General features: G+C 63.2%; 21 protein-coding genes. 15 read left to right on the top strand and 6 right to left on the bottom strand.

The annotated features are described in order from the left end of the window. Nucleotides 1–47: 47 nt before the first annotated feature. Nucleotides 48–1,499: a hypothetical protein gene (locus ACTIGF_RS02790; protein WP_439635423.1), complete on the bottom strand. Its 1,452-nt coding sequence runs from the start codon at nucleotides 1,497–1,499 to the stop codon at nucleotides 48–50. A gap of 165 nt (nucleotides 1,500–1,664) precedes the next feature. Here ACTIGF_RS02790 and ACTIGF_RS02785 point away from each other — a divergent pair, with 165 nt between their 5' ends. The 11 genes from ACTIGF_RS02785 to ACTIGF_RS02735 all read left to right on the top strand — a co-directional run bounded on the left by ACTIGF_RS02785 (nucleotide 1,665) and on the right by ACTIGF_RS02735 (nucleotide 12,686). Beyond that, complete coding sequence (locus ACTIGF_RS02785; RefSeq protein ID WP_439635422.1) at nucleotides 1,665–2,156, top strand: MerR family transcriptional regulator; 492 nt, start codon at nucleotides 1,665–1,667, stop codon at nucleotides 2,154–2,156. 94 nt (nucleotides 2,157–2,250) lie between these two features. After that, a complete protein-coding gene (locus tag ACTIGF_RS02780) occupies nucleotides 2,251–4,032 on the top strand; it encodes an acyl-CoA dehydrogenase C-terminal domain-containing protein (RefSeq protein ID WP_439635421.1) in 1,782 nt (593 codons plus the stop codon). A 73-nt stretch (nucleotides 4,033–4,105) separates the two neighbouring features. Further along, nucleotides 4,106–5,272, top strand: coding sequence for an acyl-CoA dehydrogenase family protein (locus tag ACTIGF_RS02775; protein ID WP_439635420.1), 1,167 nt, complete (start codon nucleotides 4,106–4,108; stop codon nucleotides 5,270–5,272). Next, nucleotides 5,273–5,698, top strand: a complete 426-nt coding sequence (locus ACTIGF_RS02770) for a hypothetical protein (RefSeq protein ID WP_439635419.1) — start codon at nucleotides 5,273–5,275, stop codon at nucleotides 5,696–5,698. Further along, on the top strand, nucleotides 5,691–6,899 hold the full coding sequence (locus ACTIGF_RS02765) for an acetyl-CoA C-acetyltransferase (RefSeq protein WP_439635418.1): 1,209 nt from the start codon (nucleotides 5,691–5,693) through the stop codon (nucleotides 6,897–6,899). The genes ACTIGF_RS02770 and ACTIGF_RS02765 overlap by 8 nt, the downstream gene beginning before the upstream one ends. 4 nt (nucleotides 6,900–6,903) lie before the next feature. Then, nucleotides 6,904–7,164: a hypothetical protein gene (locus tag ACTIGF_RS02760; RefSeq protein ID WP_439635417.1), complete on the top strand. Its 261-nt coding sequence runs from the start codon at nucleotides 6,904–6,906 to the stop codon at nucleotides 7,162–7,164. Beyond that, on the top strand, nucleotides 7,161–9,353 hold the full coding sequence (locus ACTIGF_RS02755) for a 3-hydroxyacyl-CoA dehydrogenase NAD-binding domain-containing protein (RefSeq protein WP_439635416.1): 2,193 nt from the start codon (nucleotides 7,161–7,163) through the stop codon (nucleotides 9,351–9,353). Before ACTIGF_RS02760 ends, ACTIGF_RS02755 begins: the two co-directional genes overlap by 4 nt. A gap of 157 nt (nucleotides 9,354–9,510) precedes the next feature. After that, nucleotides 9,511–10,575, top strand: coding sequence for a DUF5694 domain-containing protein (locus tag ACTIGF_RS02750; RefSeq protein WP_439635415.1), 1,065 nt, complete (start codon nucleotides 9,511–9,513; stop codon nucleotides 10,573–10,575). A 70-nt stretch (nucleotides 10,576–10,645) separates the two neighbouring features. Then, nucleotides 10,646–11,023, top strand: a complete 378-nt coding sequence (locus ACTIGF_RS02745; protein ID WP_439635414.1) for a hypothetical protein — start codon at nucleotides 10,646–10,648, stop codon at nucleotides 11,021–11,023. A gap of 35 nt (nucleotides 11,024–11,058) precedes the next feature. Further along, on the top strand, nucleotides 11,059–11,211 hold the full coding sequence (locus ACTIGF_RS02740; protein WP_439635413.1) for a hypothetical protein: 153 nt from the start codon (nucleotides 11,059–11,061) through the stop codon (nucleotides 11,209–11,211). A gap of 584 nt (nucleotides 11,212–11,795) precedes the next feature. Continuing rightward, nucleotides 11,796–12,686 (top strand): LysR family transcriptional regulator, encoded by an 891-nt coding sequence (locus ACTIGF_RS02735; protein ID WP_439635412.1) that lies wholly within the window; start codon nucleotides 11,796–11,798, stop codon nucleotides 12,684–12,686. Here ACTIGF_RS02735 and ACTIGF_RS02730 read toward each other — a convergent pair. Genes ACTIGF_RS02730 through ACTIGF_RS02720 form a run of 3 tightly spaced genes read right to left on the bottom strand, consistent with a single transcriptional unit; the run spans nucleotide 12,683 to nucleotide 15,471 of the window. Continuing rightward, on the bottom strand, nucleotides 12,683–13,108 hold the full coding sequence (locus tag ACTIGF_RS02730; protein WP_439635411.1) for a very short patch repair endonuclease: 426 nt from the start codon (nucleotides 13,106–13,108) through the stop codon (nucleotides 12,683–12,685). The two genes, ACTIGF_RS02735 and ACTIGF_RS02730, sit on opposite strands and share 4 nt — an antisense overlap. Beyond that, nucleotides 13,102–14,283 carry an FAD-dependent oxidoreductase gene (locus ACTIGF_RS02725; protein WP_439635410.1) on the bottom strand — a complete coding sequence of 394 codons (1,182 nt, stop codon included), beginning with the start codon at nucleotides 14,281–14,283 and terminating at the stop codon, nucleotides 13,102–13,104. Before ACTIGF_RS02725 ends, ACTIGF_RS02730 begins: the two co-directional genes overlap by 7 nt. Before the next feature lie 3 nt (nucleotides 14,284–14,286). Further along, entirely contained in the window at nucleotides 14,287–15,471 is a 1,185-nt protein-coding gene (locus tag ACTIGF_RS02720) for a DNA cytosine methyltransferase (protein ID WP_439635409.1), read from the bottom strand. A 91-nt stretch (nucleotides 15,472–15,562) separates the two neighbouring features. On the opposite strand from ACTIGF_RS02720, the gene ACTIGF_RS02715 reads away from it, so the two are divergent. Both ACTIGF_RS02715 and ACTIGF_RS02710 read left to right on the top strand, forming a co-directional pair. After that, entirely contained in the window at nucleotides 15,563–16,462 is a 900-nt protein-coding gene (locus ACTIGF_RS02715; RefSeq protein ID WP_439635408.1) for a hypothetical protein, read from the top strand. A gap of 57 nt (nucleotides 16,463–16,519) precedes the next feature. Further along, a complete protein-coding gene (locus tag ACTIGF_RS02710; protein WP_439635407.1) occupies nucleotides 16,520–17,488 on the top strand; it encodes a tetratricopeptide repeat protein in 969 nt (322 codons plus the stop codon). A gap of 17 nt (nucleotides 17,489–17,505) precedes the next feature. On the opposite strand, the gene ACTIGF_RS02705 is transcribed toward ACTIGF_RS02710, so the two are convergent. Both ACTIGF_RS02705 and ACTIGF_RS02700 read right to left on the bottom strand, forming a co-directional pair. Beyond that, on the bottom strand, nucleotides 17,506–18,429 hold the full coding sequence (locus ACTIGF_RS02705) for a thioesterase family protein (protein WP_439635406.1): 924 nt from the start codon (nucleotides 18,427–18,429) through the stop codon (nucleotides 17,506–17,508). An 87-nt stretch (nucleotides 18,430–18,516) separates the two neighbouring features. After that, a complete protein-coding gene (locus ACTIGF_RS02700) occupies nucleotides 18,517–18,948 on the bottom strand; it encodes a transcriptional repressor (protein WP_439635405.1) in 432 nt (143 codons plus the stop codon). A gap of 172 nt (nucleotides 18,949–19,120) precedes the next feature. On the opposite strand from ACTIGF_RS02700, the gene ACTIGF_RS02695 reads away from it, so the two are divergent. Further along, nucleotides 19,121–21,250 (top strand): TonB-dependent receptor, encoded by a 2,130-nt coding sequence (locus ACTIGF_RS02695; RefSeq protein WP_439635404.1) that lies wholly within the window; start codon nucleotides 19,121–19,123, stop codon nucleotides 21,248–21,250. Nucleotides 21,251–21,381: 131 nt separating this feature from the next. Continuing rightward, nucleotides 21,382–22,029, top strand: coding sequence for an OmpW/AlkL family protein (locus ACTIGF_RS02690; RefSeq protein WP_439635403.1), 648 nt, complete (start codon nucleotides 21,382–21,384; stop codon nucleotides 22,027–22,029). Nucleotides 22,030–22,183 lie beyond the last annotated feature (154 nt).

Raw genomic sequence — 22,183 nt, 5'->3', positions numbered from 1 at the left:
ATGCGGTTAACGCCTCGTAAATCTCTCTTAAACCGGAGAGAATCGTTTCAGCGGGCGATTTCGACATGGGGCAGCCAGTACGGCGCCAGGTCTGACATGCGGGCTTCCAGCGTATCGGCCTCCGCCAGGGGCGAGTCTTCGATGGGGCGAGGCAGTTGACGGCCAAGGTCAAAAAGCGACCAGGCCGGTCCCGGCGCCCCCGCCGCCAGATAGCGTTGCCCCAGATGCCAATAGGCGTCAGGGGCGAAAGGATCCATGATCAGCGCTTCCGCCAGCAATTGCGCCGGATCAAGGTCGGGCCGCGCCTGTAATCCGACCCGGCCCCAGGCGATCAAGGCGTTCGCTGTCAGCAGACGGGCGGCGGCGCCGGCATGGCCTTCGCGATCAATGAAGGGCGCGAAGCGCTCGACTGCGAGGGCTGGATTATTGCGTTTCAGCGCATCCAGCCCGGCGGCGAGCGCTTGAAAGCCTTCGTCCTGTCGACCAGCAAGGGCGAGGGCGCTTGCATAGGCGCAGGTCAGCCGGGCGCTGCCGATTGAAGCTTCAGGGCAGGGGCCGAAATGATGCGTTTCCTGGATTTGAACCAGCAAGGCGCCGGCAAAATCGCCTTCTTCCTGAAGGCGCTGGCTTTCTTCAAAAAAGTCAGCCGTATCGGGCCCGGCTCCATAGACGCCGTCCAGCGTGTCGGTCGCTGCGGTCAGAACGGCGTGCAGCCGGTCTGCGCCGGCATAAACCTGGACGCTGCCTTGCGGCAGGGGCGGCATGACAGGCTCAGCCGCGTCGGCTTCTGAAGTCCGGGTCCAGCGCTCCAGACGCCCGGCCGGGCTGTCGGGGCTGTAGACTACGAAAGAAAAAGCGCAGGGGAAGCGGGCGTCTTCAGCCAGGCGCGCCATAATGTCAGGGTGAATCGGCGCCACATAGGGCAGCCAGGCCAACGCGCTGGAGGCGTGCTCTGGCCCGATCGCAGGCGCGTCACAGCGCGAGCCGTCTGCGCCATAATCAGCGCTGAACACGACCTGATCGTCATAAAGGGCGATGAAGCCGGTCGGCGTATCCGTCATTGCAAGCGTTCCGGTCTGGCTCGCCACCCCGGTCGCCGCTTCCAGCCAGACCCTGTCAAACGTGCCGGCGTTTCCAAAGCTGATCACGTCCCGGCGGCCGCCCTCGCTCAGCGCGACATAGATGTCGAGATGACGGCGCGCTTCCGCATAAAGGCTGGTGCGGACCACTGCATCCTGATCCGCCGCCCGGGCGAACAGGGCGCCTTGGGACATGTCGAGCCACATCTGACCGTCTGCTTGCGTCACCCAGCTGGCCCAGTCGCGCCCATAGCGCGCCACGCGCGTCTGATCCCCGAGGATCTCAATTGAGCTCGTGCGCGATGTCTCGACTCGCCAGGCGGCCTGGATTTCATCAGGCGCCATGCGCACGTCCGACGCAGTCTGAGCGCCAGCAACGGGCGTCAGAAGAAGGCAGGCGGCGAACGCAAACAGGCGCATTTGCAAATCCTTGGCCGAGATATCGGCGAGTCTGCTTCAGTTAAGCGCCAAATCAATCGAGGAATGCGGCGCGGTCAAGGCGCCAGTTGGACAAGGTTGAGAGTGTCACATGTAAGCCAACAGATTGACGTTGACGTTCACGTCAAGCGGCATACACTCTCCCACATGACAGATGCTGTGATCCCAGAGGCCGATCTTTCCATCCGTGAAATCGCGGAGAAGTTCGACGTCACGCCTCGCACTTTGCGGTTTTACGAGCAGAAAGGCCTGCTCAATCCCAAGCGCCGGGGCGGGTCGCGTTGGTATACGGCGGGTGATGTGGCGCGCTTGTCGCTCATTCTGCGGGGGCGCCGCGTGGGGTTTTCCCTCGAAGAGATCGGCGAAATGCTCGACCTCGAAGCGCTGGCTACACGCTCTCATGAAACCTTGTCGCGCAATCTGGGGCGTTTTCGCGCCCGAATCGCCGCGCTTGAACAGCAGCGCAATGATATTGAAGATGCGCTGGCGGAATTGAATGCGGGCTGCGCCTGGCTGGAAGAACGCCTGGCTGATCGAGAGCCTTCTGAAGACGTCAAGCGGCGCGCCGCCGCGTTTGAGGCGCTGGCGTCCGCACGTTTGACCCAATGGTCCGGGCATCCGCCCGATGATCCCACATGACGCTTTCGCGAAGAGGCCGTGACAGGACTCGACGCGCACCGGCCGACATGGCCCCATACCTATAACCCCCTCGTTCCCTACGGAGACGGTTCAAATGCCCGATTACAAGGCCCCAAATCGCGATCAGAAGTTCGTCCTGAACGAGCTGCTCAACGTCCAGCAATACAATGACATCCCCGGCTTCGCGGACGCGTCCGAGGACATCGTCAACGCCATCCTGGAAGAGGGCGGCAAGTTCTGCGAAGGCGTGCTGCACCCGCTCAACATGGTCGGCGACCATGAAGGTTGCTCCTTGAAAGACGGCGTTGTCACCACGCCGACCGGCTTCAAGGGCGCGTATGACCAGATGACCGAAGCGGGCTGGACGGCTCTGTCTGCGCCGGCCGAGTTCGGCGGGCAGGCCTTGCCGCATTATCTCAACCTCGCCTTCAACGAGATGGTGACCAGCTGCAACATGGCGTTCGGCATGTATCCGGGACTGACCAACGGTGCGGCGCAAGCCCTGCTGGTGGGCGGCAGCCAGGAGCAGAAAGAGCTCTATCTGCCGAAAATGTTCTCCGGCGAATGGTCGGGCACCATGAACCTGACCGAACCCCATTGCGGCACCGATCTGGGTTTGCTGCGCACCAAGGCGGTTCCGAACGGCGACGGCAGCTACAAGATTTCCGGCCAGAAGATCTGGATCTCCGCCGGCGAGCACGAGATGAGCGGCAATATCGTTCACCTGGTGCTGGCGCGGGTCGAAGGCGCGCCGCAGGGCGTGAAAGGCATCTCGCTGTTCGTGGTGCCGAAATACCTGCCGGACGCGGACGGCAATCCGGGCGAGCGCAACACGCTTCAGTGTGGCGGCCTGGAAGAGAAAATGGGCATTCACGGCAACGCCACTTGCGTCATGAACTATGACGAGGCGACCGGCTGGCTCGTGGGCGAGGAGAACAAGGGCCTCAAGATCATGTTCGTCATGATGAACGAGGCGCGCCTGGGCGTGGGCCTGCAGGGTCTGGGCCTGGCGGAAACCGCGTATCAGTACTCGCTGGCCTTCGCGAAAGACCGCATCCAGGGCCGCTCCCTGACCGGACCGAAGAACCCCGACGGCCCCGCCGACCCGATCATCGTGCACCCCGATGTGCGGCGCATGCTGATGGACCAGAAAGTGTTCGTCGAGGGCGCGCGCGCCTTCACCTACTGGACCGCGCTGCAAGGCGATCTCGAGCATAAGGCCGAAGATGAAGCCGTCCGCGAAAAAGCGGGCGACTACATGGCGCTGCTGACCCCGATCGTGAAGGGCTACCTGACCGACAAGGGCTATGACAGCGTCTCCACCGGCCTGCAGGTTCATGGCGGTTCGGGCTTCACCCGCGAATGGGGCGTCGAACAGCTGCTGCGTGATGCGCGCATCACCTTGATCTATGAAGGCACGAACGGCGTTCAGGCGCTCGACCTGGTGGGCCGCAAGCTGGCCATGGCGGGCATGCGCCCGATCAACACCTTCTTCGCCGAGCTGGACCAGTTCATCGCCGACAATCAGGGCGACGCCGATCTGAAGATCTATGTGGACGGCCTGGCGGACGTGAAGGCCAAGCTGCAGACCGCCACCAACTGGCTGGTCGAAAAAGGTCTTGAGAACTTTGACAATGCCGGTGCGGCCTCGACCGATTACATGCACCTCTTCGGTCTGACCTGCTTTGCCTATATGTGGGCGAAAATGGCGAAGGTGGCCGCCGCCAAGAAAGGCGACAGCGACCCGATCTACGCCACCAAGCTGGTCACGGCGAAATACTTCGTCGAGCGCTGGCTGCCCCAGGCGGACGCGCATCTGGCCCGGATCGAAACCGGCGCCGAGACCATGATGACGCTCGAAGCCGAAGCATTCTGAGATTGACCATGAAAGCCCTCCGCCCCGCTGGCGGGGGGCTTTCATGCAAGAAAAACGTGGGAGGAAGACACCAATGACGGCGCAAGTGTTGAACGTGCCAAAGCCGGAATGGCTGGACCAGGAAGACGTGAATATTTTCGACGGGGCCGTTCGCGGCTTCATCGAGAAGGAATGCCTGCCGCACGGCGACCGCTGGGAGAAAGAAGGCTCGGTAGATCGCGAACTGTGGAACAAGGCCGGCGAAAGCGGCCTTTTGTGCCCGGCGGCTCCGGAAGAGTTTGGCGGCGCTGGCGGCGACTGGCGCCATGACTACGCCTTTCACATGGCGATCGCCGAGATGGGCGTGGATGGTTGGGGCGCCAGCCTGCACAACTCCATCGTCGCGCCCTATGTCTGGCATTACGGCACCGAAGAGCAGAAGAAACGCCTGCTGCCCAAACTCATCTCGGGCGAGTATGTCGGCGCCATCGCCATGACCGAGCCGGGCGCGGGGTCCGACCTTCAGGGCATCAAGACCAATGCCGTCAAAGACGGCAATGGCTACAAGATCAACGGCTCCAAAACCTTCATCACCAATGGCGGCATGGCGAACTTCATCGTCGTGGTGGCCAAGACCGATCCCAAGGGCGGCGCCAAGGGCACCTCGCTCTTCCTGATCGAGACCGACGGGCTGGAGGGCTTCCGCCGCGGCCGCAATCTCGACAAGGTCGGCATGAAGTCCCAGGACACCGCCGAGCTGTTCTTCGAGGACATGAAGGTGCCCGCCGAAGCGCTGCTCGGTGAAGAAGAGGGCCAGGGCTTCTTCCAGCTGATGGAGCAACTGCCCCAGGAGCGCCTTCAGATTGGGGTTCAGGCCGTGGGCATGATGAAGCGCGCGCTCCACGAGACCATCAACTACGTCAAGGAGCGTCAGGCGTTCGGCAAGCCGGTGATGGGCTTTCAGAACACCCAGTTCAAACTGGCGGAGCTCAAGACCAAGGCGACCATCGCTGAAGTGTTCGTCCAGCATTGCTCTGATCTTCTGATCAAGGGCCAGCTGGACGCTGCGACCGCGTCCATGGCGAAGTACTGGACGACCGACATCCAGTGCGAGCTGATCGACGAATGCGTGCAGCTGCACGGCGGCTACGGCTTCATGAACGAATATCCCATCGCCCGTATGTGGCGGGACTCGCGGGTGCAGCGTATTTATGGCGGCACCAACGAGATCATGAAGCTCTTGATCGCGCGGACGCTGTAGGTGATCGCGCGGCGTGTCATACTCTTCGCGGCGGGCGCCTTGCTCGCCGCCTGCACGCCGGACACGGCGGAACCTGAGGCGGCTGTATCTGAGCCGTCTCCGGTCCGCGCTTATTTCGAACAGACCTTCTCCGGACTTTGGGGCCTGGACGCCTCTTGCCCGGAGGAGGGGATGTTCCGCCTCTCGCCAGAGCGCCTCGAACTCTACGAGCGCTCTTGCGAGGTCCTGAGCCTGATCCGGGACGGCGACATGATCGCCGCACGCACCCGGTGCCAGGCCGAAGGCCAGACCATGGCGGACAACACGCACATGCTCACGCTCGTCAGCGAAGACACCATCAGCGTGTCTGACGGGCATTACGAATGGATACGCCACGCCTGCGGCGCGGCGCACGCCCCAACCCAGGGAGGATCCCTTTATGACTGACGCTTATATTTATGACGCCACGCGGACACCGCGCGGCAAAGGCAAGAAAAACGGTTCGCTGCACGAAATCACCGCGCTGCAGCTGGCCACCCAGCAGCTTCAGGCGATCCGCGATCGCAACAATCTCGACACCTCTTTCATTGACGATGTGGTGCTGGGCTGCGTGTCGCCGGTCGGCGAGCAGGGCGCCGATATCGCCCGCGCCGCCGCGCTGAACGCGAACTATGCTGAGACCGCGTCCGGTTTTCAGGTCAACCGCTTCTGCGCCTCCGGCCTTGAAGCTGTGAACCTGGCCGCTGCGAAAGTCATGTCCGGCGAAGCGGATCTCGCCATTGGCGGCGGCGTGGAAGCCATGTCGCGCGTGCCGATGGGCTCTGACGGCGGCGCCATGGCGGTCGATCCGGAAATGGCCTTTGACCATTACTTCGTGCCCCAGGGCGTGTCCGCGGACCTGATCGCCACCAAATACGGCTATTCGCGCGATGACGTGGACGCCTATGCGATCGAATCCCAGAACCGCGCCGAGAAAGCCTGGAAAGAGCGCCGCTTCGACAAATCTGTCGTGCCGGTGAAAAACCAGCTCGGCCTCGTCCAGCTTGACCATGACGAGCATATGCGCCCCGGCACCGACATGCAGTCGCTGGCGAGCCTGAAGCCGTCCTTCAAGGACCTCTCCGCCTTTATCGGCCTGGATAAGGTCGCCATGCAGAAATATCCCGATGTGGAGAAGATCAACTTCGTCCACCATGCGGGCAACTCCTCGGGCATCGTGGACGGCGCCGCCGCCATCCTCGTCGGCTCCAAGGAAATGGGCGAGAAGCTCGGCCTCAAGCCGCGCGCCCGCATCCGCGCCATGGCGTCCACCGGCTCCGAGCCGACCATCATGCTGACCGGCCCCGCGCCGTCCGCGCGCAAGGCGCTGAAGAAAGCCGGCATGAGCCCATCCGACATTGATCTGTTTGAGATGAACGAGGCGTTCGCCTCGGTCGTGCTGCGCTTCATGGAAGATCTGGGCGTGGATCACTCCAAGACCAATGTGAACGGCGGCGCCATCGCCATGGGCCACCCGCTGGGCGCCACCGGCGCGATGATCCTGGGGACCGTGCTCGACGAGCTGGAACGCACCGGCAAGTCCACCGGCCTCGCCACGCTCTGCGTCGGCGGCGGCATGGGCACCGCGACCATCATCGAGCTGGTCTGATCAGATGAGCCGCACTGAACCCGGCAATCCCGATCCAGAGACCGACCGGACACGGGCCTATTCGTCTGCCGTTCCGACCGGACTCGCATTGGGACTGGTGCTTGGGACAGGTGTCGGCGTCGCGCTTGATAATGTTGGCCTTGGTATTTCGCTCGGCCTTGCCATTGGCGCGGCTCTGGGCCTGGCCCAGGGGCAGCGCTCTAAAGAGAAACCGAAATCTGATCCGCTTTCTGAAGACGGATCTTCGGAGGAGACCTCCAAATGACCTACACGCATTTCAAATTCGAGGTGGACGGCGACGGCATCGCGCTCATCACTTTCGATTCCCCGAACGTCTCGATGAACGTTCTGTCCAATTCCGTCATGGAAGAGATGGGGCAGATCGTCGAGAAAATCAGCTCGGACGACGCCATCAAGGGCGCGGTCATCACGTCGGGCAAGAAAGCCTTCTGCGCCGGCGCTGACCTGTCAGAGCTGGGCGGCGGCATGGCCGATCTCAAGGGCATGTCCGAAGAAGACGCCAAGGCGAAACTGTTTGAGACCGCCTATCGTCTCAACCAGTCCCTGCGCAATCTCGAAACCTGCGGCAAGCCCATCGCAGCAGCGATCAACGGTCTGGCGCTGGGCGGCGGCTTTGAAGTCACGCTCGCCTGCCATTATCGCGTCATGGCGACCGATACGGGCGCCAAGCTGGGCCTGCCAGAAGCGCTTGTCGGCGTTCTGCCGGGCGGCGGCGGCACCCAGCGTCTGCCGCGCCTGATCGGCGTGATGAACGCAGCCCCGATCATGCTGCAGGGCAAACAGCTCGATGCTGAAAAAGCCAAACAGCAAGGCGTGGTCCACGAGATCGCTCCGCTGTCCGAAATCGTCGCCAAGGCCAAGGAGCTGGTCAAAGCGGACGCCATGGGCGGCAAACAGCCCTGGGATCAGGACAAGTTCAAAATCCCCGGCGGCGGCCCGTACCACCCTGCCGGCCTGCAGGTGTTCATGGGCGCATCCCCGATGCTGCTCAAGGAAACCTACGGCAACTATCCGGCCCAGCGTTACATCCTGTCTTGCGTCTATGAAGGCTTGCAGGTCCCGATGGACGCGGCCCTGCGCATCGAAAGCCGCTACTTCACCAAGCTGCTGATGCGTCCGGAGAGCCGGAACATGATCCGCTCGCTCTTCCTGTCCAAGCAGGCGCTTGAAAAAGGCGCACGCCGTCCGGCAGGCGAGCAGAAGGCCGAGATCAAGAAGGTCGCCGTCATCGGCGCGGGCTTCATGGGCGCAGGCATCGCCACCGTGTCGGCCCAGGCCGGCATCGAAGTGGTGCTGATCGACGTCAACCAGGAAGGCGCGGACAAGGGCAAGGCCCATGTGGCGGCGCACTTCGCCAAGGGCGTCAAGCGCGGCAAGCTCACCCAGGACGCGGCTGACGCCAAGACCAATCTGGTCACCGCGACGACCGATTATTCGATGCTGAAAGACGTCGATCTGGTGGTTGAGGCCGTGTTTGAGAACTCAGAACTCAAGCACAAGATCACCAAGGCGGCTGAAGAGCATATGCCTAAAGACGCGATCTTTGGGTCCAACACCTCCACCATTCCGATCTCTTCTCTGGCCGAGGCCTCCTCGCGTCCGGAGAACTTCATCGGCGTTCACTTCTTCTCGCCGGTCGAGAAGATGATGCTGGTCGAGCTGATCGTGGGCGAGAAAACCGGCGGCCGGGCCATTTCGATGTGTCTCGACTTCGTGGCCAAGATCAAGAAGACCCCGATTGTCGTCGCCGATACCCGCGGCTTCTACGCCAACCGCTGCGTCATGCGTTATATCGAGCAGGGCATGTACCTGCTGACCGAAGGCGTGAAGCCGGCCCTGATCGAGAACGCCGCCAAAATGGCCGGCATGCCGGTCGGCCCGCTCTCGCTGCAGGACGAAGTGGCGATTGATCTGGGCTACAAGGTGCTTCAGCAGACCAAGAAGGATCTTGGCGACGCGTTTGAAGACACCCCGAACGCTGAAGTCATCGAGAAGATGTACGAGCTGGGCCGTTATGGCCGCAAGAACCAGAAGGGCTTCTACGTCTATACCGACGAAGGCAAGCAGCTCTGGGACGAGCTCGATCAGTTCGCGCCGAACGGCAAGTTGCTCGACGAGCAGCCTGACGTGCAGGAAATCAAGGATCGCATCCTCTACGCCCAGGCCATCGAAGCGGCCCGGACGATGGAAGAGGAGATCGTTGCTGACCCGCGCGAAGCCGATGTCGGCTCGATCCTCGCCTGGGGCTTTGCGCCCTATACCGGCGGCGTGCTGAGCTTCATCGACACCATCGGCGCCAAGGCCTTCGTGGAACGCGCCGATGCGCTGAAAGCGAAATACGGCGCACCGTTCGAAGTCCCCGCCCTGCTGCGCGACATGGCCGGCAAAGGCGAGACCTTCTACGGCCGCTTCGCCCCGGCGAAAGCGGCGTAAGTCTGGTCACAGACCGAACTGAAAAGGCCGGGCGTTTCGCCCGGCCTTTTTAATTGTAACTCGTCTTCGCGTCGATGAGCTGTCACGCTGTCACGGCATCCAGTGGGACGGGATGCGGCATCTTCTGATGACAGCTGCAAACGGGGACACAGACGCCATGCTCACGACACTCACCGCCTTCGCCGCCCTGACGCTTGCTCAGGCCGCCGAGCCCATGATTGATTTCTCAGGCGTTCAGGACCCGCTGGGCGGGGAACCGACGCGGGTTCTGGTGCTGGGCACGGCGCACCTCAACCAATTGCCCGAGGGCGCGCTCAATCCCGGCGATCTTGAGCTGGTGCTGGAGCGGCTCGAGGCGTTTGAGCCTGACATCATCGCCATCGAAGCCATTGGCGGGCGCGGTTGTGACGAGCTGCGCCGCTATGCTGCGCTCTATGAAGGCCTCGCGGACACCTATTGCCGCGATCCTCAGCCTGCGCTCGATGCGCTGGGGATGAGCCAGCCTGAGGCCTTCATAGCCGCGCGCGCCCGTTTGGCGGACTTTCCCGACGCGCCGAGCGCATCGGAGCGCCGGGCGCTGGCGCTGCTCTTGTATGGCGCCGGGGAGCCCTGGTCGGCGGCCCTGCAATGGGCGCAACTTGAGCCGAGCGACCGCATTGCTGCAGACGACCTGACCGAGGCGCTGGCAGGCGAGTTGAACGCCATGCTCGGTTCACGCGGAGAGAATAACGCCATCGGCGTCGCGCTGGCCGCTCGCCTGGGGCTGGATTCGCTGGCGACCATGGACGATCACACCGCCGATTCCATCTACGCCCATGCGCCAGAGACGCTGGGGCCGACGATCCAGTCGGTCTGGGCGCAATCCGACCCGGAGACGGACGTCGTGTTTGAAGAGGCGCAGACCTATCTGGGCTCGCCCGAGCGGGTGCTCGCCGGATATCGCTTCATCAATGCGCCCGCCTATCAGCAGGCCACGATCAACGCCGATTTCGGCCTCGCCGCCGCGACGCCCGACAATGATGCGGTGGCCCGCCAATATGTCAGCTGGTGGCAGACCCGCGGTCTGCGCATGGCCGCTAATGTCGTCGAGGCGGCGGGCAATGAGCCGGGCGCGCGGGTGCTGGTGATCGTTGGATCGTCGCACAAGGCGTATTTCGACGCCTATCTTGATCAGATGCATGATTGGGAGCTGATCGGCGTGGACGCGGTCCTGCACGACTGATCTTTCGCGGAACGCGGCGGCTGTGTGTGCGTTGCTTTAAAACAAGCAACAGCAAAGAAGGAGGATCCCAATGGCCTCCCATTACAATACCGAGACCGCACCCGCCGATAATCAGGCGTTTTCTGAAGCGTTTGACGAAACCAAATCGGTGGACCGCAAGGGCCAGCTACGTCCCGATGACGCCAAGCTCGGCGACCAGACCGTGCCTGTTGATCAGGCGCTGGATGGCGGGCGAGGCGAGCGGTTCGGCGAGAAAGTTGCTCAGGATTCCGCCGGCCGGTTAGGCGCGCGTGAAGAGACTGTCGAGCGTGTGGCTGACGCGGATCGCGAGAACACGCCGAAAAAACCTGACCAGAGCGAAGACGAGAAAGACGACAAGCTCGACGAGGCGCTCGACGACACCTTCCCCGCATCCGATCCGCCGCCCATGCGGCCGGGACAAGACTAAAGCAGACGGACCTTGAAGCATTGAAGGAGGACGGTGTGAGCGACATATCTGACAAATCTGATCGGAAGGCGGAAGAAACCCTGGATCAGGAAGCCCAACGCCGTCGCGAGGCCGGTGCGGATGGCGCGAAAGCCGATCATCTCCCCGAGCCTGGGCCGTCTGAGCATTCCAGCAAAAAGTCGAGCTAGGGCTTCGTCGCACACGACCCATAGGGCCTGATTCCAGTCAGGCCCTATGGGTTGCTGGATCCGGAATTCCCGTGTGAGCCGAACCAAACAGGCATTGCTACCATTTGAAAGATTATGACTATTCCATTTATTAACATATTTGTTAACCAATGTGCTTGAGTAAAAGCGTCCCTATTGCTTAAATTTAATCGTCGGAAACAGACATTGTCTTGAGCAGAGTCTCTTTCAGCTTCGGGCCGATCTCCTCCGACACGTGTCAGGCTTCCCTCGGTCCTGACGGGCGGCTTCCCCTCAGCTGCCGCCCAACTACCGACCTCTCCCCTGGAGGTCGTCAGCCCTTGGGTCCCAGGCCATCGGCCGTTCCGGACCCGCGTGCGTCCACCGCCCGACGCCCCGCTCAATCCAGCGGGGCCGGGCGGTGGCTTTGCGATCTCGCATCATGGATCGGGTGACGCGTGCGCGCACCGGAGTGGTGATTGGTCATTCACCACCTTCTGAGTTTCCTGAGAACCGTGAGATGACAAAGCACTGTCTGGCTTATAATACGGGTGTATTCTTCTCGACTCTTTCCCTTAAGGAAACACATGGACCGGATCGACGCGCTTCGCCTGTTCGCCGCTGTGGCGGAACTGGAAAGTTTCACCCGCGCAGCGGAACGGCTCGGGATGACGGCGGGCGCCGCCTCCAAGCAGATCTCGGCTTTGGAAGATCGCATGCAAGCGCGACTTCTGGAGCGCACCACACGCTCGGTGCGGCTGACCGATGCGGGCCGCGCGCTGCTGGAGCGGGTCGGGCCGTGGCTGGCTGAGTATGACGCGATCGAAAACGGTCTGGTGGCCGAGCAGGCTGCGGCGGCGGGCGTGTTACGCGTCTCCGCGCCCGTTGATTTCGGCTCGTCGCGCCTGATCCAGCCCATCACGGCCTTCATGGCGCAATGGCCGGGCGTTGAAGTGCGTCTGGAGTTCTCCGACCGCATGGTCGATCTGGTGGATGAAGGCTTTGATCTGGGCGTCCGGATCGGCCAGCTGGGCGATTCCAGCCTGATCGCACGCCGCCTCGCGCCGGCGCCGCTCAAACTCGTGGCGAGCCCGGTCTATCTCAATGCGGCCGGCGCGCCCGAGCATCCCAATGACCTCGCGCGGCATGATTGCATTATCGACCGTAACAAGGCCGCCCCCAATCAATGGCGGTTCCAGCGTGGGGATGAGGCCGTCGAGGTGAAAGTGTCCGGTCGGTTGACTCTTCATGGCGCCCGCGCGGCGGTTTGCGCCGCAGCGAATGGAGCCGGGATTGCGTCCTTGCCGGCTTGGGCGGCGCATACGTCCCTGGCCGATGGCGGCGTGGTGGAGGTTCTGCCGGACTGGGCGCCGGATCACCGCGATCTTTGGGCGGTCTTCCCCTCCAATCGCTTCCTGGCGCACCGGGTCCGTTTGCTGGTCGATCATCTGGTGGATTGGTTCTCGGACGGGCTCTAGCCCAGAAAACCGCGCAGTCTCAGCGCCAGCGCGTCGCGATCTTTCAAGTCACATTCCCACAGCACCAGGGTTTTCCAGCCCTGCTCTTCGAGCGCCTTGAGCGCCGCAGCGTCCCGCGCAGCATTGCGGGCGATCTTGGCGCGCCAGTACTCCGCGTTGGTCTTGGGCTGGCGCGATCCGCGCGCGCAGTCATGACCGTGCCAGAAGCAGCCATGCACGAAGATCACGGCCTGCCTGCCTGCGAACACCAGATCCGGCGAGCCCGGCAGGTCCTTGCGATGCAACCGATAGCGATACCCGAGGGCGTGCGCCATCCGCCGCACGATCATTTCAGGTTTGGTGTCCTTGCCCTTCACCGCCCGCATCACCCGAGAGCGCTCGTCCGGGGTGAAGACGTCGTGAGGTGAGCGTGGTTTCACCATGGCGAACGACCGCGCCCGACCAGGGTCCAGCTCATCCAGTTGCGCAAGACCGGCAGTCGGCAGAACACGCCCATGAAAGTGTCGCGCAGCATCCCGATAATGCGAGAGCTCGACTGGAAGACGGGAGTGAGCGACCGGCTCATCAGCGAATAATATCGGGCGACGGGTTTGCGGTCCGCCTCAAAGGCTTTCAGGGCATGGGTGACGGGGGCGTGATCCTTGAGTTGCGCCGCCAGGCTGACGGCGTCCGCCAGCGCCAGATTGGCGCCTTGACCCAGTTGGGGGCTCATGCCGTGAGCGGCGTCGCCGATCAGGATCGAGCGCCCATTCCGCCAGTTGGGGCAGACGCAATCTCGATAGCGCGCCTCTGCGAACACGGCGGGGTCCGTGACAGGCTCGACCAGCTCTGCAGCGCGTGGCCAGAGGGATCGCAGGCGTTTCTTGAAGGCGTCCAGACCCTCAGCTTTCCAGAGCGGGATCGCATCCCCGCGCAAGGACCAGAAAAAGCTGACTCCCGGGCGACCGTGAGGGTCTGAAGGGTTTGCGCCGACAGGGAGCAGGCCGATCATGACGCTGCAACCGTCATAGATCTGGTCAAGCTCGCCACCGTGAGGACTTTGAGTCTCCGTCAGGATCGCCCACATCGCGCCCCAAGGGTAAACCGGGTCGTGCGCTTTCGGACAAATCTGACGGCGCAGGCTGGAATGTGATCCGTCCGCGGCGATGACGAGGTCGAAGCGTTCTGTCGCTTCGCCGTTTTCAAGCATCAGGCGAGGCGCATCCTCAAGGTCGACCAAACGCTCCACGCCTTGCCCCGGACGCCAGTCGATATCGGTTTCAAGCGCGCTTTCGTGCAGCAGGTTGAACAGGCTGGCGCGGTGAATGCCAACGCCCATATCGCCGGTCTTGCCGTCCGCGTATCTCAAATCCAGCACTGTGCGCCCTTTGGGGGTGCGGCCTATGAGACGGGAGACGGGCGCGCCTTGCGCGACCGCCTGGTCAAGCAGGCCCAGCTGATTGAGCGCGAGCAGCCCGGAGGGTTGCAACAATAGCCCTGCACCAAGCGGGCGGGGGGCGTCAAAGCGTTCAAAGACGCTGACGCTGTGGCCATCCCGGGAGAGCAGGGCGGCGCTCGCCAGTCCCGAGATCCCGCTTCCAATGATGGCGATCTTCATGATCTATTCCGCGGGTTCTTTCGCGAGCAGCACGGCCTGGGCGTGTTCGAGAATGGGTTCGAACAGGCCTTCGCGCAAGAACGCCACCACGGGAGCCGCGACCCCGTCGCCGGCCAGATGCAGGCCCGCGCTTTCGCGCTGGGGCAGCTTGTACTCATCCGGCAATCCCATCAGCCGGGCATATTCGCGCGCCGTCATGGGGCGGGTGCGGACCCGGCCAGAGCGCACCGAGACGATGAACTGACGGGATGAGCCGCCGCCGGGCGTGCGCAGGCATCCCGCCAGCCCGTCAAAACGGACCTCGGCGCGTTGTTTGCGCTCACCCTTTTCGATCCGCGTCCGGCGATACAGCGCCCCGATCATCGGGGTGTCTGACTGGCGCGCCGCCTTGAGCTTGGCCATGTTGGCCGGGCTCATCATGGCGAGCAGACGCCGGGTCTCTTCCGGGCTGTGCCAGGGCGTGCGCCGGCTTGGCTCGATCAGATCGCCTAGCGTTTGGTTCGGGATTGGCGGAACGGGCAGGGCCCACCACAGCCAGTTGGCTTTCAGGGCGTCGGGCAAGCGCTCTGCGGCGCGTCGCACGGCGCGGGTGTGGAAGGGCGAAATCCCGTCCGGCGCATCTTCCAGCACCAGCTCGTCGGGGATGGGAATATCCTTGCGCAAGGCCACCACGAACAGGCGCGGGCGCGATTGCGGCACGAACCAGCGCGCGTCGATCTCCATGGCTCCGACCCGGTAGCCGCCCTCGTCCAGGGTCCGGCACAGGGCTTCAAAGTCGGCGCCGTCCGAGCAGGTCAGAAGTCCGGTGACGTTTTCCAGCGCGATCAGCTTGGGCGCCCGGTCTTCGGCGTGGAGCGCCTCGATCAAACGCCAGAAGCCATAGAACACGCCTGATCGCTCGCCCGCCAGACCGCCGCGGTTTCCCGCCAGCGACAAGTCCTGACAGGGAAAGCTGGCCCAGGCGAGATCGGCTTCGCCCGGAAGATCAGCGGCGTTCAGCGCGCACACATCACCCTGGTTGAAGTGGTCATCGCCGAAATTGGCGCGATAGGCGCTCGCCTTGTCGGCGTCAATGTCATTGGCGAAACGGCAGCGCCAATGCGCGCCGAGACCCAGGCGCGCCATCCCGCCGCCACAGAAGAACTCGTAATAGCCGTATCGGGAATCACTGCGCATGGTCGCCAGCATACAGGCTTGGCTCTTGGAGCGAAGCCGGACTGAGCGCTAAAGTGCGCTGCGATTGTCAGGGGCTCGGCCCATTCGCGCCGGGAGCAATACTATGAAACCAGTCCTTTCTAATCTCGTCGGCCTGTGTGGTCTCGCCCTGCTTCTGACAGCCTGCGCGCAGACGTCCCAATCCGCTTTGTCATCCAGCGCCAGTTTCGCGCCCTCGACAGGGCGCGAAGCCGCGCCGTCGCCTTCATTGGCGCCGTCTGACCGACGCGGCGACATCCCGCGCTCCGGCTATCAGATCGACGGCGCCGGGTTTTACGGCGATTTGCATTATCTCGAAGAGGGCGACCGGGTTCGCGCGGTTTATGCGCATGCGGTTGAGGGGGAGGTGACCCGTCATGCCGATTTGCGCCCTGAAGCGGCCTGGCTTCATGACGGCGTGCGCCGTTTTGAAGGCCGGGAAGAAGACGGCGCGACCATGACTGTTGAGCTGGAGGCGGGCGTCTGCCGGATGAACGGGCGGGTCTATGCGCGCTTCGCCAGGATTGAGGCGGCCGACGGCTCGTATGAAGGCTGCGCCGCCGAGATCGGCCCGCATGTCAGCTGGAGCGAAGCCTTGCCGCGCTATCTGCCCCTGATCCGCACCTGCCTTGATGAAAGCCGGGCCTCGTCCATGACGTTTGTGCGCGGGGCGGGACGGGCTCAGGTGCTGCATGTGACCGATCACGGCGAGACGCCCGTCGTGCGGATGCGCTTTGGCGATTCAGGGCGCTGGGATTGCGTGCTTGAAAATGAGGCTGCCCGCTGGCGCGTCGTGGCTGAGGATGCGCCGCTTCAACCGGGCGAAGCTGATCCTTTCTTCATTGTGGACGCTGTACCGGAGGCCGGCGAAGCCTGCGCGGTTTATGAGCGCGTGCTTTCAGGGAGCGGCGAGACTTTGGGCGCGCTGGGATATGATGTGTGTCAGTCCGGCGCTGTCGCTTTACTGGCGCCTGGAGCCCGGTAAGCCCTGTTCCTCAGTGATGTCTGGCGCACGCCCAACGACTCGCGGCACAAGGACGCCATGATGATACGGCTTCTCACTGCATCGGCTCTGGCCGCTTTGTCCTGCACCGCCGCTCACGCGGAGCTGCGTGATGTCTCACTGCTTCAGTCGGAGGGGCGGACCCAGCTTTGGCTGGCCTTTGACAGCCAGCCGCAGAGCGTCGAAATCCAGCCTGGATCCGGGCTCGTCCTGCATGTGGACGGAGTGAGCCTCGACCGCTCGCGCCATATCGAACCGGCGGTGCGCGGACCGGTCTCCGCCCTGGCGCTGAGCCGGGCGCCCAACGGCGTTTCGATTTCGATGTCCGGCGCCTTTGCAGGCGGTGAGGCCGAAGTGCGAGAGGGCGGCGTGCTGGTCACGCTCTCAGGGGTCACCGGACAGTCTGCGCCGATCCGGCGCTCGCCGCCGCGCTCGCCGGTCAGCGAGCAGGGGGCGGCATCCGGCCCAACGGCTTCACCGGCGTCAGAGCCCGCCGCGTCTTCGGCTTCCTCTACGCCGTCCTCAGCATCGGAGCCTTCCGAACAGCACAGCGCTGGCGGCGCCGATGCTGCTTCGTCCGAGCCTCAGGATCTGGCGCCCACTCCCTCTCCCGCTCCCGCTTCGGCGGGCTCGGCCGCCGGCACACAGGCGCAAATGCGTGAGCTCGGCGGTGATCTGGTGATTGATGAGAGTGTCTGTCCGGACAGCGCGGCCCGGCTGGCGGATGCGCCCTGGGATCTGAACCTGCTCTCCACCCACGCGGATTGTCTGGTCAGTGTTGGCGACAGCGAGAGCGCAGTGTCGCTTTACCAGCGTGTGCTCGCCTTTGACCCGCGTCATTTTCAGGCGGCGCTCGGACTGGCCCGCATTCTGAGCGATCAGGGCGATCATCAGGCCGCGGCGGAACTGTTTGAAACCGCCGCCAGCGCCGCCCGCACCGATGGGCAGGCCGTGCAGGCCCGCATGGCGGCGCGTCGGGCGCGTGAGCTGGCGGGATCGGGCGGGTAACGGATCGGGCCGCGCGTTTAATACGCCAGTTCCGGCTGCGTTTTTGATTGCAGCTCTGCGAGACGCGCCGCTGAAACCGGCGCCAGCCTGCGTGTCTCAAGATCCAGCATGCAGGCGACCGCTTCCATGCTCCACAAAGGCTTGCCCGAAACCGGATCGAGCGCCCAGTGAACGAGGGTGCGTACCTTGTCCGTTACAGATTTCAGTCCTGAACGCAGCACATAGCCCTCGCCTTGTGCGGGGAAGCGGCGGAAATTCAGACGTGCTTCCAGCACGGCGCTGGCGACGGTCAGCGGCTCGCCTTTGGCGAAGGCCTCCCATTGCTCGGGAAAGCCGTCGCTGAAATGAATGACGCTGTCTGAGACCTTGCCGATGCCGAACTCGGCGCGCATGCGTCCGAAAGCGTCCAGCTCGTCGCGATTGATGCGACCGCGTCCGATCTCCTGCAGCCCCAGCGCGTTCGCCGTCGCGACCGACAGCGTCGCGCTGGGCGGCGTATCGCTCAGGCTGCGCGGGGTCATCAGCGCGGGGCGCTCCACCTCGTTCAGGCTCAGCGCCTTGAGGCTGCGCGCGGGCCAGTTGAACGCCCGGCCCGTGGCGGCGGCGCAATGTTCGGCGCGGATTTCAAACGTGGCCGCCGGCGTGTCGCTGGCGGCGTGATACAGGATCATGGCCACGGTGAGGCTGGCGCCGTCATGGCTGGTCACCCCGCCCGAAATCCGTAACGGCGCCCCCGGGCGCGCTTCGGCGAGAAACCGGATGACGATGTCGCGCGGGATCAAGGTGGCGGTGGCGTCCGGAGCGAAGGCGAGATGCATGCCCAGCCGATCCGCAAGTCCGGCCAGCGCTTCTTGCGCCTTGGCCATGTAGAAGCGGACATTGAGATGGCCCAGCTCGTCACATTCCCAAGAATTCGCGTTGCCGCGCCACAAAATCTGCATCCGCTAGGCTCCATGATGATGGATTGAAAGGCTAGGGCGCTTCGCGCGATCTGTCAGGCGCTGTGGCGAAGGCGGACGATCGCGGGCTCAGCTCACACAATTGCGGCACTGGCCGTAGTGTTCGACGACGCTGCGGGTGATGACAAAGCCTTCAGGCGTATCCATCACAGGCCGATGCATATGGCGCTCGTCCACACTGCCGCAGGCTTCACAGATGAACAGCTCGGCGGAGCCTGTGCACGGATCATGCTCGTCGCCGTTCAGGCACGCGGTGTAAGCGTTTAACGCCTCGACCTTGTGGGCCAGTCCGGCGCGGGTCAGAAAGTCCAGCGCGCGATAGACGGTTGGCGGCTGGGCCGCGCCGCCCGGTTTGAGCGCGGATAACAGGTCATAGGCTTTCACCGGCCCGCCTGCCTCCACCAGCAATTCCAGAACCCGCCGACGCATGGGCGTCAGCGACAGACCGCGTTCGGTGCAAAACCGTTCTGCGGCGTCAAGCGTTTGAATCGCACTGGTCATGGTTTCATCCTAGCGGCTTTCGACAAGTAGGGCGAGCCTGAGGGCCAGCCCGGCATCCGGCGGAAGGCCGGAGCGTCTTCTACATGTAAGTGGGACTCCGGACTTGATGCGCCAAGAGGGTGACGTTATGACATAACGCAGTGCGATACTATAACATTACGGGGTCTTCATCATGTCTGCATTCTCACCCTCGGCTCGCCGGCTTGGCGCAGTTGTCAGCTTGCTGGCGCTGACTGCGCCACAGGCTTTCGCCCAGACCGGCGCGAACCAATCGTCCGAGGACCTCATCGTGGTCCTGTCCGCCCCGATGCAGCTGCAAAGCGAAGAGATGGTGGGATCAGTGGACCTGGTGTCCGCACAGGAGATCGAACGCAATCTCAATGGCAATATCGCAGACACGCTGAGCCGCATGCCAGGGGTGAACAGTACGTATTTCGGTCCTGCCGCAGGGCGTCCGATCATTCGCGGCCTGGGCGCTGACCGGGTGCGCATGCTGGTGAACGGTCTTGGCGCGCTCGACGCCTCCAGCGCCAGTCCGGACCACGCTGTTTCCGCCGAAGCGCTGGGCGCGCGTCAGATCGAGGTGCTGCGCGGCCCCGCGGCGATCGCTTATGGCGGCGGCGCTGTCGGCGGCGTGGTGAATGTGCTGGACGGTCGCATCCCTTCAGAACGCAATGACGATGTCCTTGACGGCTTTGCCTATCTGGGCGCCACAAGCGTGGATGAGGGGGTTCAGGCTGCAGGCCGCGTCACCGCCGATTTCAACGGGTTGATGCTTCAGATTGATGGGTTGCGCCGGGAGGGAAGTGATTTCGACATTCCCGGTTTCGCCGAGACCGAAGCCCTGCGCGAGGAGCATCACGAAGACGAGGATCATGATGAGGGCGAAGATCATCATGACGAAGATGAACACGAGCATGACGAAGAGTCGGCTTATGGCGAGGTTCCGGGCTCTGATTACACCTTCGAGACCTATTCCGGCGCTGTCTCTCTTGTGCGTGACTGGGGCTTTGTCGGCCTTTCCGTAAAAGAAACCGACGCCGAATATGGTCTGCCGGGTCATAGCCATGCCCATGAAGACGAGCATGATCATGAAGACGAAGATCATGAGGGCGAAGAGGATCATGATCATGAGGGCGAGGAAGAGGCGCCACGCCTGGTGCTTGACCAGACCCGGATTGACCTGCGCGGAGAGCTGAACCGGGACGCGACCTTCAACCGTATCCGCTGGAGCTTCGCCCACGCCGATTACACCCACGCCGAACTGGAAAACGGTGACATCGCCACCCTGTTCAAGAAGGACGGCTTTGAGGGACGGGTCGAGCTGGCGCATGACCATGGCGACAACCGTCAAGGCGCCTGGGGCGTGCAAGTGCTGACCCAGGATTTCTCAGCCGAGGGCGAGGAAGCCTATATCGAACCGGTCACCACCCAGGACTGGGGCGCGTTCATCACCGAACGCTGGGATAATGGCGTCTGGGGTGTGGAAGGCGGCTTGCGCGCCGAAACCCGCGAGTTGAGCGGTCAGCGCGCGAACCGGTCCTTTGACACCTATTCAGGGTCGGGCTCGATCTTCATGCGTCCCACCGACGCCTGGTTCCTGGCCGCGACGCTGTCACGGACCGAACGGGCGCCCACGGATGCAGAAGTCTTCGCGGACGGCCCCCACGCCGCAACGCGCGCGTATGAGCGCGGCAGCCTGGACCTGGACACCGAGGTCGCCTGGTCCGGTGAAGTGACTGCGCGGTATGCGTTGAACCGGGTATCGGCGGAAACCAGCATATACTTAGCTGATTATGACGGCTTCATCGGCCTGTTCCCGACCGGTGAGGAAGAAGACGGGTTTGACGTCTTTGAGTATCGCCAGGCGGATGCGCAGCTTTATGGCTTTGAAGCGCAGCTGAACGCCGAGCTGGGCGAGGTTCGCGGCTGGGATCTGTCGGGTGAGGCGAGTCTCGATTATGTGCGCGGCGAGCTTGATGACGGCGGAAACCTGCCGCGCATCCCGCCTCTGTCTTCAAATCTGGCCCTGATCGCCGAGCGCGGCGTCTGGTCGGTGCGCGGTGAGGCGCATCTGGTCGCGGAGCAAGATGACACAACCTCCTTTGAAACCAAGACCGACGGCTATGTGATGTACAACGCCGATCTCGAGGTCACTCCGTTTTCCGATCGAGACGTGCGCGTGATCCTGGGGGTGCGAAACCTCAGTGATGAGGAAGGCCGGGTGCACTCCTCTTTCCTCAAAGACATGGTTCCGCTGCCGGGGCGCTCCTTCCGGATCGCGGTTCGCGCCGGCTTCTGATCGCGGGGATTTCCCCTCCCTGCGGCAGGGCGCCGCGCGTCAGCCGGACGCGCGGCGCCTTGCCATATATCCTGCGCGCGAAAGCGGGCGCAGAAAGTCCCCATCCAAACTATGGGAAAGGGGACGAACCCATGAAAAAGCTACTTCTCGCAGCCGCTGGCGTTGTCGCACTGACCGGCATGACGGCTCCTGCCGCACTGGCCGAAAAAGGCGACTGGCAGTTCCGCGTGCGCGCCATCACGGTCCAGCCTGATGAAGGCGCAGACATCCAGACTATTGGCGGCGATGTCGACATCGACACCTCGGTGGTGCCGGAATTCGACATCAGCTATTTCTTCACCGACAACATCGCAGCTGAGCTGATCCTGGGCGTGACGCCTCATGACGTCATGGCTGTGGACACCGCCGTCGGCGATCTGGATCTGGGCGACGTCACCTTGCTGCCGCCGACTCTGACCCTGCAATATCACTTCAATCCCGAAGGTCAGGTCCGACCGTATCTGGGCGCAGGCGTGAACTACACGATCTTCTTCAACGATGATCTGCCTTCAGGCACCATTCTGGACGGCATCGACTATGACCCGTCTTTCGGCCTCGCGCTGCAGGCTGGCGTCGATTACGCCCTCAATGAACGTTGGTTCCTGAACTTCGACGTGAAGAAGGTCTGGATCAACACGGATGTGGAAGTTGACGCGACCACGGCGCTGAGCGCTGTCGTCAACGCGGACGTGGATATTGATCCGTGGATCGTCGGCGTCGGCTTCGGCTGGCGCTACTAGGCCCGTTTCGTCGGCCAGGTTCTGGACGGGCGTCCCGCTGCGCGGGGCGCCCGTCTTGCATTGGGACGAATGATCGTGGCGCGTGTGTCCCGTTATGTTGCCTCAGGGGCAGGTCTGCGCTAACGATCCATCAACGTTTCAAGAGGGGGAGCCC

The organism is Oceanicaulis sp. (assembly GCF_051859625.1).
GTDB lineage: Bacteria > Pseudomonadota > Alphaproteobacteria > Caulobacterales > Maricaulaceae > Oceanicaulis.
The sequence above is the reverse complement of the archived record's forward strand: the minus strand, read 5'-3'. Positions and strand labels throughout refer to the sequence as shown.